Source organism: Pseudoduganella sp. R-43 (assembly GCF_049913255.1).
In the GTDB taxonomy this organism is placed as follows: domain Bacteria; phylum Pseudomonadota; class Gammaproteobacteria; order Burkholderiales; family Burkholderiaceae_D; genus Rugamonas.
In genome coordinates this window covers 3,292,305-3,305,078 of the sequence record NZ_CP183988.1, presented here as the reverse complement: position 1 = coordinate 3,305,078, position 12,774 = coordinate 3,292,305, and the positions used below count along the sequence as shown (strand labels likewise).

At 63.5% G+C, this 12,774-nt stretch carries 13 protein-coding genes and 1 tRNA gene; 9 read left to right on the top strand and 5 right to left on the bottom strand.

Features of this window, described 5'->3' with window-relative positions:
- Nucleotides 1–849, bottom strand: a complete 849-nt coding sequence (locus tag ACN9M3_RS15225; RefSeq protein WP_426171922.1) for a hypothetical protein — start codon at nt 847–849, stop codon at nt 1–3.
- A 124-nt stretch (nt 850–973) separates the two neighbouring features.
- On the opposite strand from ACN9M3_RS15225, the gene ACN9M3_RS15220 reads away from it, so the two are divergent.
- The 9 genes from ACN9M3_RS15220 to ACN9M3_RS15180 all read left to right on the top strand — a co-directional run bounded on the left by ACN9M3_RS15220 (nt 974) and on the right by ACN9M3_RS15180 (nt 8,377).
- Nucleotides 974–1,060 (top strand) — tRNA-Leu (locus tag ACN9M3_RS15220).
- 180 nt (nt 1,061–1,240) lie between these two features.
- Entirely contained in the window at nt 1,241–1,996 is a 756-nt protein-coding gene (locus tag ACN9M3_RS15215) for an NYN domain-containing protein (protein WP_426323528.1), read from the top strand.
- A 290-nt stretch (nt 1,997–2,286) separates the two neighbouring features.
- Nucleotides 2,287–3,978 (top strand): ABC transporter permease, encoded by a 1,692-nt coding sequence (locus tag ACN9M3_RS15210; RefSeq protein ID WP_426323526.1) that lies wholly within the window; start codon nt 2,287–2,289, stop codon nt 3,976–3,978.
- Nucleotides 3,975–5,252 carry a nitrate/sulfonate/bicarbonate ABC transporter ATP-binding protein gene (locus ACN9M3_RS15205; RefSeq protein WP_426323524.1) on the top strand — a complete coding sequence of 426 codons (1,278 nt, stop codon included), beginning with the start codon at nt 3,975–3,977 and terminating at the stop codon, nt 5,250–5,252. Before ACN9M3_RS15210 ends, ACN9M3_RS15205 begins: the two co-directional genes overlap by 4 nt.
- Nucleotides 5,212–5,586, top strand: a complete 375-nt coding sequence (locus tag ACN9M3_RS15200; protein ID WP_426323522.1) for a hypothetical protein — start codon at nt 5,212–5,214, stop codon at nt 5,584–5,586. The genes ACN9M3_RS15205 and ACN9M3_RS15200 overlap by 41 nt, the downstream gene beginning before the upstream one ends.
- On the top strand, nt 5,577–5,885 hold the full coding sequence (locus tag ACN9M3_RS15195; RefSeq protein WP_426323520.1) for a hypothetical protein: 309 nt from the start codon (nt 5,577–5,579) through the stop codon (nt 5,883–5,885). Before ACN9M3_RS15200 ends, ACN9M3_RS15195 begins: the two co-directional genes overlap by 10 nt.
- A gap of 4 nt (nt 5,886–5,889) precedes the next feature.
- Complete coding sequence (locus ACN9M3_RS15190; protein WP_426323518.1) at nt 5,890–6,426, top strand: hypothetical protein; 537 nt, start codon at nt 5,890–5,892, stop codon at nt 6,424–6,426.
- Nucleotides 6,427–6,749: 323 nt separating this feature from the next.
- Nucleotides 6,750–7,517: an NF038132 family protein gene (locus ACN9M3_RS15185; RefSeq protein WP_426323516.1), complete on the top strand. Its 768-nt coding sequence runs from the start codon at nt 6,750–6,752 to the stop codon at nt 7,515–7,517.
- Nucleotides 7,514–8,377 carry a DUF72 domain-containing protein gene (locus ACN9M3_RS15180; RefSeq protein WP_426323514.1) on the top strand — a complete coding sequence of 288 codons (864 nt, stop codon included), beginning with the start codon at nt 7,514–7,516 and terminating at the stop codon, nt 8,375–8,377. The genes ACN9M3_RS15185 and ACN9M3_RS15180 overlap by 4 nt, the downstream gene beginning before the upstream one ends.
- On the opposite strand, the gene ACN9M3_RS15175 is transcribed toward ACN9M3_RS15180, so the two are convergent.
- The 4 genes from ACN9M3_RS15175 to ACN9M3_RS15160 form a co-directional block, all read right to left on the bottom strand.
- Nucleotides 8,366–9,586: a voltage-gated chloride channel family protein gene (locus ACN9M3_RS15175; RefSeq protein ID WP_426323762.1), complete on the bottom strand. Its 1,221-nt coding sequence runs from the start codon at nt 9,584–9,586 to the stop codon at nt 8,366–8,368. The two genes, ACN9M3_RS15180 and ACN9M3_RS15175, sit on opposite strands and share 12 nt — an antisense overlap.
- Nucleotides 9,579–10,955 carry a multicopper oxidase family protein gene (locus ACN9M3_RS15170; protein WP_426171910.1) on the bottom strand — a complete coding sequence of 459 codons (1,377 nt, stop codon included), beginning with the start codon at nt 10,953–10,955 and terminating at the stop codon, nt 9,579–9,581. Before ACN9M3_RS15170 ends, ACN9M3_RS15175 begins: the two co-directional genes overlap by 8 nt.
- Nucleotides 10,952–12,307: a TolC family protein gene (locus ACN9M3_RS15165; protein ID WP_426323512.1), complete on the bottom strand. Its 1,356-nt coding sequence runs from the start codon at nt 12,305–12,307 to the stop codon at nt 10,952–10,954. Before ACN9M3_RS15165 ends, ACN9M3_RS15170 begins: the two co-directional genes overlap by 4 nt.
- A gap of 72 nt (nt 12,308–12,379) precedes the next feature.
- Complete coding sequence (locus ACN9M3_RS15160; RefSeq protein ID WP_426323511.1) at nt 12,380–12,745, bottom strand: hypothetical protein; 366 nt, start codon at nt 12,743–12,745, stop codon at nt 12,380–12,382.
- Nucleotides 12,746–12,774: the final 29 nt, after the last annotated feature.

The following is a 12,774-nucleotide window of genomic DNA, read 5'->3' as shown; positions in this document are numbered from 1 at the left end:
TTATTGCTCCACCAGTTGTGCAATGCGTTCGCGCAGTTCGGCGTTTTCGGCGCGCAGCGCGGCATTCTTTTCCTTCAATTGCGAGATCTCGAGGCGCAGCACCTCCACCTCGGTCAGCGGGGCCGGACGCTCAGCTGCTTCGTAATGCGCCTCGCCAGCATCTTCTTTCGGAGGTTTCGGCGGGCGGTTGGCGGCGCGCTGTTCGCGGATCTCGCGCGCTGCCTGCTGCAGGAACTTGCGGCCGCCGGCGACGGCCGACTTCTGGTCTTCTTCCGGCAACGAAGCCACGGTGGCGGCGGCATTGATCGAGATCGTGCCGGAGCGCACGGCTTCCACCAGTTCCGGCGTAGCGCTGCGGGTGATCTTTTCGATCTGGCCCAGGGTATTGGCGCTCAGGCGCGCCGCGCGGGCAATGTCTTCGCGCTTGGCCTTGGCCTTCGGCGGAGCCGCCGGTTCCTCGGCTTCCGGGTCCGGCGGCGCAATGGCGGCATCTTCCGCCTTGGCCTGCTCTTTCACAGCCTGTTCGCGCTTGCCCAGGATTTCCTGCTGGCGCAGGGCCAGCACGCCACGCTGGAAGTCCGACACGCTGCGGCGGCCCAGGTGGTTATCGATCATCCACAGCATCACGTCTTCAATATCCTTGAAGCTCGTGTTCTGGGTGACTTTAAACGGAATGCCGTGCTGCTGGCAGATCGAATAGCGGTTATGGCCATCGACCAACACATCGTTCCACAGCACCAACGCATCGCGGCAGCCTTCGGCCAGCAGGCTGCGCTCCAGCGCAGTACGCTCAGCCTCAGTCAACGGCTCGATATAGTCCCGCAGGACGTCGTTAATCTTGATTTGCATGGGGTCTTTCCAGGGGATTCTGCGACCAGCATGCTACAACATTCCGCGGCGATTACAAGCATTGCCAGATTAGCCACTACTGGATGTTAACGAACAGTCATGTCATAATAGCGGGCTTCAAAGTGCCCCGGTGGTGAAATTGGTAGACACACCGGACTTAAAATCCGTTGCCTGCAAGGGCGTGCCGGTTCGATTCCGGCCCGGGGCACCAAGCCTGCATATCCGAAGATGTGCTGCAGTGCGGCTGACTAATTTGAACTAACTTCAACTTCGCTCAGCACTCTGATCCGTGCTAGTTGACAGTGCTGTCAGCATCCGTCACACTATCCATACCACTCATCTTTTGAGGTGTCATTAGGTTGGCTCCTCTTGAGACGGAAAAGCCGCTCACATGGGCGGCTTTTTCACATTTGGAAAGATATCAGTGGTGTCGACAATTCCAAAGCCTCCTCTAAGGATCGCCGTCTACGTTGACGGCTATAACCTCTACTATGGCCGATTGAGGGGCACCGACTTCAAATGGCTTGATATTGTTAAGCTGTTCGATGCTCTTCTTGCGCAACGTGATCAAAATGAGCAATTAGTGGTGGTGAAATACTTCACCGCGCCGGCGCTGGCGCATTTTGCGACACACGGTGCGGCCTCCGTGGAGGCGCAATCAGCATATCATCGCGCATTGAAAGCGAAGCATAAGGACCGCTTCGAGGTGATTTATGGTAACCATTCGTATGACAAAAGCGGCGCCCTGCTCCCGAGTTTCGTTGCTGGTCAACCATGTGATCGGACGAATCGCATACGAGTCTGGAAACTGGAGGAGAAAAAGACTGACGTAAATTTGGCACTCTGTATGTACCGCGATGCATGTAAAGGCCTCTACGATCGAATAATACTGGTCACTAACGACAGCGACGCTGAGCCAGCATTGGAAGCAATACGCGCGGACTTCCCCAGGATCATGATTGGCGTTGTGATGCCGATTCATCCACCTGTCCCAGGCACAGAAAAGCACCGTCGGACGAGCGGGTCGCTGTCCAGGCATGCGGACTGGGTCCTACCTCACCTCCAGGACGGTCAACTTGAGCATGCCCGCTTACCGGACATAGTACCCACAAACAAAAAGCCAATTCGCAAGCCGCCGCATTGGTAGGGCAATGTTGATTCGGCCCGAGAGCCATTAAATTACGTGACTCCCTAAGTTGACTCCGGGGATCTTATGCGCCTACACTCCGCACCGTTATCAATTTTTGGAGTCCCCTTTCATGGGCACTTGTTCGAGTCATAGTTGTCAGCCGGTTCATTCCGGCCCCGCATAACGGCACGATCGCGTCCTGGGCTCCCGCCTCACGTCATCCGCCGTCGCGGATGATGGTCACCCATCCCAAACTCTGATACTCAAGCGCGCAAGATAGCGGGCCCGCATCCTTTGCGGAGAGCCTGATGTTCGCTTCATTCACCACACGTCCCAATCGCTGGGACTGGGCCTTGCTGCCACTGGTACTGGCAGTGTTGATTGCTGTCGCCTATGGCGCCATGCAGATGGCGCGCCCCTTCGTGCTTGGCCAGTCTATGCCGGTCAGCCTCGACCCGGCCTCGCTGCCCTATTACCTGTTGCGCACCATTTTGCGCATGTTCGCCGCATTGGGAGTGTCGCTGGTATTCGCCTTCGTCTTCGCGGCGGTGGCGGCCAAATACCGGCTGGCTGAAAAGGTCCTGGTGCCGCTGCTGGACGTGCTGCAGTCGGTGCCGGTGCTGGGCTTCCAGGCGATTGCCATCGCGCCCTTCATCGCCCTGTTCCCGGGCAGCCAGATGGGCGTCGAATGCGCGGCCATCTTTGCGATTTTCACTTCGCAGGCCTGGAACATGGCGTTCAGCCTGTACCAGTCGATGCGTGCCGTGCCGGCCGAACTGCACGAGGCAAGCCGCATGTTCCGCCTCTCGGCCTGGCAGCGCTTCTGGCGCCTGGAGCTGCCGTTCGCCATGCCGGGCCTGCTGTGGAACATGATGATGTCCATGTCCGGCGGCTGGTTCTTCCTGGTGGCGGCAGAGGCCATTTCCGTCGCCGGGCAGGACGTCAAGCTGCCCGGCATCGGCGCCTACATCGCGGTGGCCATCGAAGCTGAAAACGGCCGTGCCATCGCACGGGCTATCGGCGCCATGTTCGTCGGCATCGTCATGTATGACCAGCTCTTCTTCCGTCCTTTGCTGGTGTGGGCGGACAAGTTCCGCTTTGAAGAACTGGACGGTGAAGTGGGCCGCCGTTCCTGGCTGCTGGACTGGGTGCGCCGCAGCCGTATCGCCAGCCGCCTCACCGACAACGCGTGGAAGCTGATGCGCTCGACCCTGGGCTGGTTTCCGGCCCGTCCGGTCGAAGCGGCCGCTGCGGCCAAGGCCACGCGCAGCTGGCGCCTGCCGGCGCGCGCCGCCGATACGCTGTTGCTGGTGCTCGCGGTTTGGGCCAGCTACCGCGTGGCGGCCTTCATCCATACCGAGGTTGGTTGGCGCGAGGCAGCAGGCGTGTTTGGCCTCGGCCTGGCGACGCTGGCGCGCGTGGCAGTGCTGATCGCGCTGGCTTCCCTGTTCTGGGTGCCGGTGGCCGTGTGGATCGGGCTGCGCCCGCGCTATGCACAGAAGATCCAGGCGGTGGCGCAGTTCCTCGCCGCGTTCCCGGTCAACCTGCTGTTCCCGGTGGTGGTGTATTCAGTTCTGCACCTGGGGCTCAATCCGGACATCTGGCTCAGTCCACTAATGGTGTTCGGTACCCAGTGGTACATCCTGTTCAATGTCGTCGCCGGTGCGTCCACCCTGTCCACCGACCTGCGGCTGGCGGCGGCGAATCTGGGCTTGAAGGGCTGGCTGAAATGGTGGCGGGTCTACCTGCCTGCCATATTCCCCAGTTACATAACAGGCGCAGTGACGGCCAGCGGCGGCTCGTGGAACGCCAGCATCGTGGCCGAATACGTCACCTGGGGCAAAACCACCCTGGTGGCGCATGGCCTTGGCAGTTATGTGAAGCAGATGACCGATGCAGGCGACTTCCCCCGGATCGCCCTCGGCATCGGCGTCATGTGTGTATTTGTAATGGCAATCAACCGCTTCGTTTGGAGCCGTTTGTATCAGGAGCAAGCATGAAAAAAGAAATCCTGGTCGACCTGCAAGGCGTCGGCAAATCCTTCCGCACTGGCGACGGCGCCAGCCGCACCGTGCTCGATGGCGTCGACTTCGCGCTGGAGTCGGGCGAGATCGTGGCGCTGCTTGGCAAGTCAGGTTCCGGCAAATCGACCCTGCTGCGCATTATCGCGGGCCTGGTGCAAGCCGACGCCGGCGCTGCCAAGTATCGCGGCGCGCCGCTGGCGGAGCCGGTGCCGGGCATTGCCATGGTGTTCCAGTCCTTCGCCCTGTTCCCCTGGCTGACCGTGCAGCAGAACGTGGAACTTGGCCTGGAGGCTCAAGGCGTTCCGGCTGCCGAACGCGCAGCACGCAGCGAAGCGATGCTGGACTTGATGGGCCTTTCCGGCTTCGAAGGCGCACTGCCGCGCGAGCTGTCAGGCGGCATGCGCCAGCGCGTGGGCATCGCCCGCGCCCTGGTCACCAACCCGGACGTGCTGCTGATGGACGAGGCCTTCTCCGCCCTCGACGTGCTGACCGGCGAGACCCTGCGCAACGACATCCTCGAGCTGTGGGACCATGGCCGCATCCCGACGCGCGGCATCCTGGTCGTTTCGCACAATATCGAGGAAGCGGTGATGATGTCGGACCGGATCATCATGCTCTCCAGCGACCCGGGCCGCATCCGCACCGAAATCCGCATCGACCTGCCGCGTCCGCGCAATCCGGACAGCCCGGCCGTACGCCAGCTGGTCGACGAGGTGTATGGCCTGATGACCATGCGCGCGCCTGCTTCCGGCCCCGCACGCGAGGCCGGCCCGGACTACCGCCTGCCCGACGCCGACATCGAGCGCATCGAAGCAGTGCTGTCGCTGCTGGCATCCGAGCCCTTCGAAGGCCGCGCCGACTTGCCGCGTCTTTCCGACGAAAGCGAACTGCCGGACGAAGCCCTGTTCCCGGCCTGCGAAGCGCTATCCCAGCTGGGGCTGGCCACGGTGGAAGGCGGCGACATCACCATGACAACGCTCGGCCGGCGCTACGAGGCAGCCGACCATGCAGGACGCCAGGCTATCTTCGGACGGCAGCTTCTGGCCCACGTCACGCTGCCGCAACACATCTACAGCAGGCTGCGCGCATCCGCCGACGGTGCTCTGCCGGAAGAACAAGTGCTGTCGCCGCTATTGGAATCCAACGAACCCGAGGAAGCGCGCCGCATCATGCGTACCGCTATTGAATGGGGCCGTTATGGAGAAATTTATGAGTTTGATTTTCACACGCGACGCCTGCAGCTGGCCTGATAAGCGCTGCCTGCTGATGGTGGCCGGCGTGCTGCTGTCGACAACAGCGTGGGCCGGCCGCCCTCTGGCCACTGACGATGCAACCATCCTCGAGCCGAGCGACTGCCAGGTCGAAGCCTGGCACCAGCACACCGGCAACCTTCGCGAATGGTGGGCCATGCCTGCCTGCCGCGTCGGCGGATGGGAACTGGCTGCAGGCAAAGGCCAGGCGAGCAATGCAGCCTTGCAGGCCAAAACCGTCCTGCGCAGGCTGGAAACGAATGGCTGGGGCCTGGGCTTGGCTATCGCAACCCAGCATGGCATGACGCGCCAGCACATGTCAACGTGCCGCTGACAGTCTCCTTTGCGGACGATGCCCTGCTGCTGCACTTGAACGCAGGCTGGATGCGGCCCCGCGGCGCGCCAGGCCGTGCCACCTGGTGCATCGGCGGCGAATATGCATTCGCGCCGCGCTGGAGCGTCTCCCTGGAAAGCTACGGCAGCCATCGCCGTCCACCAACCAGGCAAGCAGGCTTGCGTTACGCCCTGGTCGAGGGGCGCCTGGACCTTGACGCCAGCGTTGCAAAAACGCCCGGCGCAGCGCACCAGCTGGCCCTTGGCATGACTTGGGCGTTACCGAGGTTGCTATACTAGCGGCATGAAAACCCTGCTTCCCGTCGCGGCACTGGCTGCGCTCCTCACTGGCTGTGCCGGCATCGGCGCGCAGAGCTTTTACGCCAATCCATCGGCAGCGAGCCCGTTCGAGATGTGCAAGACGCTCACGACCGGCTCGCCCGACATGAACTTTGCCAATGCCCTGCGCATGGAACTTGGGCGGCGCGGCGTTGCCGAAGCGGCATGTCCGGAAGTCATCAAGGAACGCGAAACCTGGGTGACGGTTGGCGTCACTGCGGGTGTGGTCGCGCTCGCCGTCGCGGCCAGCAAGCATAACGACGTCAGCATCGGCGTTGGCGGCACGATCGGCCTGTACAACGACGACTGGTACTCTTCCGAGCCAACCTACGCCCCGAACACCGACCGCGAGTGGGCATGGGATCGCTACACCGGCGAGAATGGCAGCCAGATCTGGGCCTGCCGCGGCGTACAGACCGGCGCCCTCGTCGATCCATCGCGCTGCCAGGGCCGCCCGTTGGCCGATACCGTCTGGCCGGGCCCTGCCGCACCATTCAGATAGAACTTTTCCTGCTCCGCGCACTCCAAGTCCATGTCCTATATTGAACATGGGGGAAGTATGAAACCCGTTCAGAACGACACGCTGGCCGGCAGCCTGATCGCGGGAAATACCATCATGACCTTCGTGCTCAACTATGCCTCCCCACTTCGGCAAGCGGCGTTCCAACCGCCTCCGCAGCCCATCATTATTACCGTTCCTTCGCGAAACTAGCTATGGCCCTCGCCCGCACGATAGCGGCAAGCTTTCGGCGGATGCGTCCTGTGCGTGGAGAATGATGGCGTTCTCTTCGACGGGGTTGCAAAATGAAGCTAAGAAACTTTCTGATGCTTGCCGCCTGCGTGGCATCGTCAGCACTGGCTGTACCTGCTTTCGCAGGCACGTTTGACAACGGCTTGCCTGCTCCCTGGCGCTGCACCGGGATGTGCGGCACCCTGGGCGCGGACGGCGTAGTGGGCCTTGCGCCTGGTGGAGGCAGCGCCTACGGCTGGATTTCCACCTATAACTCCACAAGTGAAGTCTCGCTACCCGGCGCTGGTGGCGTTGAGGGCGCAAACAACGGCTCGAACCTGCGCTCGGTCTCGTTCATGGCCGACGCAAACGCCGCGCTCGACTTCCGCTTCAATTACGTGACGACTGATGGCGCGGGCTACGCCGACTATGCGTGGGCGCGCCTGCTGGATGCAGATGACCGGCAGGTGGCGCTGCTGTTCACCGCGCGCACCAGCGAAAATGGCAATGCCATTCCCGGTTTCGACATGCCGCCGTCGGAGGCTACGCTAACGCCTTTCCCGGTAGCCGTGGCGCCAGGCCAGACCATGTGGTCGCCGCTGGGTCCCGATTCCGACGAATGTTATGACACCGGTTGCGGCGCCACTGGCTGGGTGCGCGGCCAGTATGCCATCGCCAACGCAGGCAAGTACCGGCTTGAATTCGGCGTGACCAACTGGGATGACCGCGACTTCGACTCCGGGCTCGCACTGGATGCCATCACGGTCGGCGGCGCCCCCTTGCCCATCCCCGAGCCCGGACAATACGCAATGCTGCTGGCCGGCCTGGCCATGCTTGGCACATTGAAGCGCCTGGCGCGGTGATCCGTATCGGCATTTCCGGCTGGCGTTATACCCCGTGGCGCGGCGTGTTCTACCCGCCCGACCTGACCCAGGCGCGCGAGCTGGAGTTCGCCTCGCGCGCCGTTCGCACCATCGAGATCAACGGTTCCTTCTACTCGCTGCAGCGGCCCGAAAGCTACCAGGCCTGGTACGACGCCACTCCCGACGGCTTCGTGTTTGCACACAAGGGCAACCGCTACATCACCCACATCCGCCGCCTGCGCGAACCTGATAAAGCCTTGGCCAACGTCTTTGCCAGCGGCGTCCTGCTGCTGCGGGAGAAGCTTGGCCCTTTCCTGTGGCAGTTTCCGCCCAATTTCAAGTTCGATGAAGAGCTGTTCGAGCACTTTTTCAGCCTGCTGCCGAGGGACACCGAACAGGCATCTGCCCTCGCCCGCCGCCACGAGCCTCGCATGAATGGCCGTGCCGCCACCGAAACGGACGCCAGGCGCAAGCTTTTGCACGCCGTAGAAATCCGCAACGAATCCTTCGCCGATCAGGCCTTCGTGCGGCTGCTGCGCAAGTACAAGGTGGCACTGGTCGTGGCCGACACGGCGGGCAAGTGGCCCGACTACGAAGATGTGACAGGCGGCTTCATGTACCTTCGGCTGCACGGCGAGAAGGAACTTTACGCCAGCGGCTACACGCCGGAGTCCCTAGACCGCTGGGCCGCCCGCATTCGCGCCTGGTCAAAGGGAGGGCAGCCGGCAGATGCAAAACTGATCGCCGACAGCGCCCCGCCCAAGCGCGCCTCGCGCGACATTTACTGCTACTTCGACAACGACGTGAAAGTGCACGCGCCGTTCGACGCGCAAGACCTGGCGCAGCGCTTACTCGGTTGACGGCCGGCGCTGGGCGCGATAGATGCCGGAGTGGCCGGAAAACATGAAGGCAACCGCGCAAGCCAGCGCGGCGTATGGCCCGATTTCAGGCCCGAACAATTCCATCGCCATCACCGTGCAGGCCAGCGGTGTGTTGGCGGCACCGGCAAACACTGCGACAAAGCCGATTGCCGCCAGCAGCGGGAACGGCAGGTGCAGGATCGGCGCGAGGGCATTGCCAAGCGTGGCGCCGATATAGAACAGCGGCGTCACTTCGCCGCCTTTGAAGCCGGAACCCAGCGAGCCGACGGTGAACACGAACTTGCCCAGCCAGTCCCACCAGTCGAGCGGGACGCGGAATGCCTCCACCATCGGCCCGATGCCGAGGCCGAGATAACGGTGGAAGTCGATGCCGAACGCGCCGCCGGCGGCCACGGCCAGCGCGATCACCGCGCCACCGGCCAGGGGCCGCAGCGGCGCGTACGCAAAGCGCTCCTTGAACCATGCCGACAAGCCATGCGTGGCAGCGGCAAAAGCCCGTCCCACCAGCCCAAACACGACGCCCGCGGCAACGATCCCGGCCAGCGCCAGCAACAGCGGGCTGTCCGGCGCACCCAGCGTGCCTGCAGGGTAATGCTTATGCCCGACGCCCCACCAGCGCGTGACCTGGTCGGCCAGCAGCGCCGCCAGCATGCAGGGATAGATCGCAGTAAAACGCATGCGCCCGATCACCAGCACCTCCAGGCCGAAGATGGCGCCGGCCAGCGGCGTGCCGAACACCGAGGCGAAACCGGCGCTGATCCCGGCCATCAGCACGGTGCTGCGATCTTCGCGCGGCAGCCGGAATACGTGGGTGAGCTGGTCGGCCAGCGCGCCGCCCATCTGCACCGCCGTGCCTTCGCGCCCGACGGAGGCGCCGAACAGGTGCGACACCACGGTGCTGCACAGGATCAGCGGCGCGAGCCGCAGCGGCACCACATTCTTCGGATCGTGGATCTCGTCGATCAGCAGGTTATTGCCCGCCTCGACGCGGCTGCCAACGTGCAGGTAGATCCAGCCGACGGCAAAGCCGGCCAGCGGCAGCAGCCACACTACCCAGCGATAGGCTTCGCGCCAGGCTGTGGCCACGTCCAGCGCCACCAGGAAAAATGCGGAAGCACTGCCCGCCAGCAGCGCGACGATGCCGGAAAGCAGGCTCCATTTTCCCAGGTAGCGCAGTTGCTTAATGATGGTCGTGTCCCTTCTTGTCGCGGGTCACTTCCATCGGCTTGACGCCGGCAGGCGGCGCTGCGTTCGGCGCGGCGGGGGCCGGCGGCAGTTCGCCAGTCCACTCGTAAGCCGTAGTGCCTTGCGGCGCCTTGTACCAGCCCGGATCGCTGTAATCGCCCTTCTTCTGGTCCGCACGCACCTTCATCAGCGTGAACATGCCGCCCATTTCGATATCGCCATACGGGCCGGTGCCGGTCATCATCGGCAGCGTGTTTTCGGGGATTTCCATCTCCATGCCGCCCATCGAACCGCCCTTGTCGCCCATCACCATATAGCCCGGCACGAGCTTGTTGATCTTCTCGGCCACGCCTTTGTGGTCGACGCCGATCAGGGTCGGCACGTTGTGGCCCATGGCGTTCATGGTGTGGTGCGATTTGTGGCAGTGGAAGGCCCAGTCGCCCGGATTGTCGGCGACGAACTCGATGGCGCGCATCTGGCCCACCGCGACATCGGTGGTCACTTCCGGCCAGCGTGCGGTTGGCGGCACCCAGCCGCCGTCGGTACCGGTGACCTCGAAGCGGTGGCCGTGGATGTGGATCGGGTGGTTGGTCATGGTCAGGTTGCCGGCGCGGATGCGCACCCGGTCGCCCTGGCGCACGACCAGCGGGTCGATCGCGGGGAAGACGCGGCTATTGAATGTCCAGATATTAAAGTCCGTCATCGTGTTGACCTTGGGGACCATGCTCCCCGGTTCGATATCGTAAGCGCTGAGCAGGAACACGAAATCGCGGTCCACCGCATGCTGGCGCGGGTCTTTCGGGTGGGTCACCCAGAAGCCCATCATGCCCATCGCCATCTGCACCATCTCGTCAGCATGGGGATGGTACATGAAAGTACCGGCGTGTTTGGCGACAAATTCATAGACAAAGGTCTTGCCAGGCTGGATCGCGGGCTGGCTCACGCCGGACACGCCATCCATCCCGCTTGGCAGCAACTGGCCATGCCAGTGCACGCTGGTATGCTCAGGCAGTTTGTTGGTGACGAAAATGCGCACGCGGTCGCCCTCCACCACTTCGATGGTCGGGCCCGGACTCTGGCCGTTGTAGCCCCACATCTTGGCATACATGCCGGGAGCGATTTCGCGCACGACCGGTTCGGCGACCAGGTGGAACTCCTTGACGCCATCTTTCATGCGCCACGGCAGGCTCCAGCCGTTCAGGGTGACGACCGGGTTGTAAGGACGGCCATTGGGCGGCATCAGCGGCGGCGCGGTCGACGCGCTCGATTGCACAGGCGCTTCCGGCAGGCCGGCGGCGCCGGCGCGGCTCACCAGGCCTGCTCCGATCAGGGCGGCAGCGCCATTTGCGAGAAAAGTTCTACGATTGCTCATTGCTGTACTCCTTTACCGCCAATCGCGGCATCCAGATTGGCGTCCGCGATCCAGTATTCCTTGAGCGCGGTGATGTAATTATTGACGGCGGTAGTCTGTTCGCGGGCATCGGCCAGCAGTTCGAACACCGACAGCAACATGCCGTTGTAGCGCAGCAGGGTCTCTTCGGAGATCTTCTGGCGCAGCGGTATCACCACATCGCGGTAATGTTTCGCCAGCTCGTAGGAAGCCTGGTAATCCTGGTGGCTTTCGCGCGCTTCGCTGCGGGCATTGACGGCGGCCGCGGCGAGCAGGTTCACCGATTGCATATAAGTCGCTTCGGCATGCGCCACGCGGGCGCCGCCCCAGTCGAACAGCGGCACCTCCAGCGAAATCTCGTAGCCGCGCGAACGGCGCTCGCCGTCCCGCTCACTGATGCCGCTCAGCTCCAGCACGTTGATGAAGCGCGTGGTTTTGGTCAGTCCGAGGGAACTGGCAGTGTGCTGCGACGACAGCCGGGCAGCCTGGACGTCAAGCCGGTCGCGCAAGGCCGCGGCCTCCGCATCGTCCACCTTGCGCGGGCTTGCCGGCAGTTCCGGCAGCCGCTCCGGCAGGCGGTAGCTGGTAGCTTCCGCGCCGGACAGGCCCAGGATGCGGGTCAGCTTTTCGCGGCTGGCGCTAGCGGCCTTGCGGGCGCGCGCCACATCGGCCATGGCGTCGGCATGGAAAGCTTCTTCGCGGGCGGCGTCGTACTTGCTCCAGTTGCCGGCCGCCTGCATGCGCCGCGCCAGTTCGCCGCTGGCTTCCGCCGCATCGCTGATCTGCTGGGCATACGCAACGCCCTGTTGCGCCGCCACCGCCTCGATCCAGGCCAGGCGGGCCTGGTGGGCCATCGAGACCGCCTCGCCCGCCAGTTCCAGCTTGACCTGCTCGAAACGCTGGGCTTCGATACGGCTGGCCAGCGGCAGCGTCAGCAGCTGGATGAAGTTCATGCTCAAGGTGCGCTCGATGGCGACTTCGCCGCCGCCATGCGTGCGCTTGAAACTGAAGCCAGGATTGGCCATGCGGCCCGCCTGCACCAGTTCCGCTTCGGCGATGCCGAGATCCCAGTAGCGGGCCTGCAGGCCGCGGTTATTCAATAGTGCGATCTGGACAGCCGCGTCGGCGCTCAGCGGCTCGGCCAGCAATTTCCTGAGCTGTTCGTCCAGCGCGCGCCGGTCATCGTCGTTGCGCAACAGGCGCGTCTCGGCGCCGCTACGGCTCTTCGTGGCTTGTGCCACTGCGCCGAAACCGCCATCGTTCGAGAACGTGGCGCAACCGGAGAGCAGCGCAGCCGCGGCGGCCATTGCCGCCAGCTTGAATGCTTGGTTCATGTTTGTCTTTCCAATGCTTGGTCGTCCTGCGCGGGGACGCAGGAATGAGCCAGCCGCCACGGCTGGCATGGATCAGGCAAGGATCGCCCGCGGCGGGCGTTTGGGAAGGGCAAGGTCGACCGGCAGCGGCGGCACGGGTTCGGGCAGGCGCAGGCGCTCGGCAAGCTGCGGCTGCGATGCAGCTTGCGGCATCGCGTAGGCCGGCGCGGCGCCGACGCAGCAAGCGCCCATGGGGCTGCCATGCTGGCCTCCGGCACAATGGGCGGCCTTATCGCCGTCGTGCTGGGCGGCCGCCTGCATGGCGGCATGATCGTGTGGTCCGTCCGGCATCGCCTGTGCCGCCGGCTTGGCAGTACCGCACAGCAGCATGCTGGCCGAGGCAAAACCCTGGAAAGGCAAAGCCACCAGCATTAGCCAAAGCACAATGACACGGATCATGGATTTCATGGGCAGCGATATTAACATGC

Excerpts from the sequence above, each read along its gene's own strand:
- ACN9M3_RS15225 (WP_426171922.1), bottom strand. The coding sequence starts at position 849 with ATGCAAATCAAGATTAACGACGTCCTGCGGGACTATATCGAGCCGTTG.
- ACN9M3_RS15215 (WP_426323528.1), top strand. The coding sequence starts at position 1,241 with ATGGGCGGCTTTTTCACATTTGGAAAGATATCAGTGGTGTCGACAATT.
- ACN9M3_RS15210 (WP_426323526.1), top strand. The coding sequence starts at position 2,287 with ATGTTCGCTTCATTCACCACACGTCCCAATCGCTGGGACTGGGCCTTG.
- ACN9M3_RS15205 (WP_426323524.1), top strand. The coding sequence starts at position 3,975 with ATGAAAAAAGAAATCCTGGTCGACCTGCAAGGCGTCGGCAAATCCTTC.
- ACN9M3_RS15200 (WP_426323522.1), top strand. The coding sequence starts at position 5,212 with ATGAGTTTGATTTTCACACGCGACGCCTGCAGCTGGCCTGATAAGCGC.
- ACN9M3_RS15190 (WP_426323518.1), top strand. The coding sequence starts at position 5,890 with ATGAAAACCCTGCTTCCCGTCGCGGCACTGGCTGCGCTCCTCACTGGC.
- ACN9M3_RS15185 (WP_426323516.1), top strand. The coding sequence starts at position 6,750 with ATGCTTGCCGCCTGCGTGGCATCGTCAGCACTGGCTGTACCTGCTTTC.
- ACN9M3_RS15170 (WP_426171910.1), bottom strand. The coding sequence starts at position 10,955 with ATGAGCAATCGTAGAACTTTTCTCGCAAATGGCGCTGCCGCCCTGATC.
- ACN9M3_RS15165 (WP_426323512.1), bottom strand. The coding sequence starts at position 12,307 with ATGAACCAAGCATTCAAGCTGGCGGCAATGGCCGCCGCGGCTGCGCTG.
- ACN9M3_RS15160 (WP_426323511.1), bottom strand. The coding sequence starts at position 12,745 with ATGATCCGTGTCATTGTGCTTTGGCTAATGCTGGTGGCTTTGCCTTTC.